General features: G+C 66.2%; 1 protein-coding gene and 1 pseudogene. Both read right to left on the reverse strand.

All coding sequences use genetic code 11. The features are described 5' to 3' along the window. Positions 1-95: 95 nt before the first annotated feature. Positions 96-518, reverse strand: a complete 423-nt coding sequence (locus DXK94_RS19740) for a DUF3151 domain-containing protein (protein WP_079598171.1) — start codon at positions 516-518, stop codon at positions 96-98. Positions 519-520: 2 nt separating this feature from the next. Next, positions 521-678, reverse strand: a pseudogene (locus DXK94_RS21760) (class II fructose-bisphosphate aldolase); the annotation flags it as partial.

A 678-nucleotide genomic window follows, 5' to 3' on the forward strand; every position in this document is an offset into this window, starting at 1 on the left:
ACCGCCCGCCGTCGTTCTTTAAAACGCAACGCGGGGTCACTTTCGGCCCAATCCGGTGCCCGGAGAGGGCTAAAAGTGACCCCGCGTTGCTTCTGCTACTTGCCTTCGATGGCTGCCTTGGCAGTGGGGTCCGAGTCGTTCAGGAACTTCTCGATCCGCTCCGGTTCCTCCGCCTCGCCGATCGCGGCCGCAGCACGGCCCAGCGAGTACAGTGCACGGAGGAAGCCACGGTTGGGCCCGTGTTCCCACGGGATGGGGCCCACGCCGCGCCAGCCGTTGCGGCGCAGCGAGTCCAGGCCGCGGTGGTAGCCCACACGTGAGTAGGCGTAGGAATCGATGGTGCGTCCCTCAGCCCAGGCCTCTTCCGCCAGCACGGCCCACAGCAGCGAGGAGGTGGGGTGCTTTTCCACGAGGTCCAGGGCTTCCTGGCCTGCTTCCAGCTGCTGGTAGACCTCGGTCTCGGCAGGCAGGAGCGTAGGCTCGGGGCCCATCAGGTTCTTGCGGAACTCGTCTGACATTCCTAGAAGGTCTTTCCGGCCGAGCCGAGCTGCTTGGTGGCTTCCACGACGCGGGCTGCGAGGCCGGCTTCGGCGGAGGCGCCCCAGACGCGGGGGTCGTAGGTCTTCTTGTTGCCCACTTCGCCGTCCACCTTCAGGACACCGTCGTAGTTGCGGAACA

This window comes from Arthrobacter sp. RT-1 (assembly GCF_003367205.1).
Classification (GTDB): Bacteria; Actinomycetota; Actinomycetes; order Actinomycetales; family Micrococcaceae; genus Arthrobacter.

Coding starts and splice junctions, on each gene's coding strand:
- DXK94_RS19740 (WP_079598171.1), bottom strand. CDS start 518: ATGTCAGACGAGTTCCGCAAGAACCTGATGGGCCCCGAGCCTACGCTC.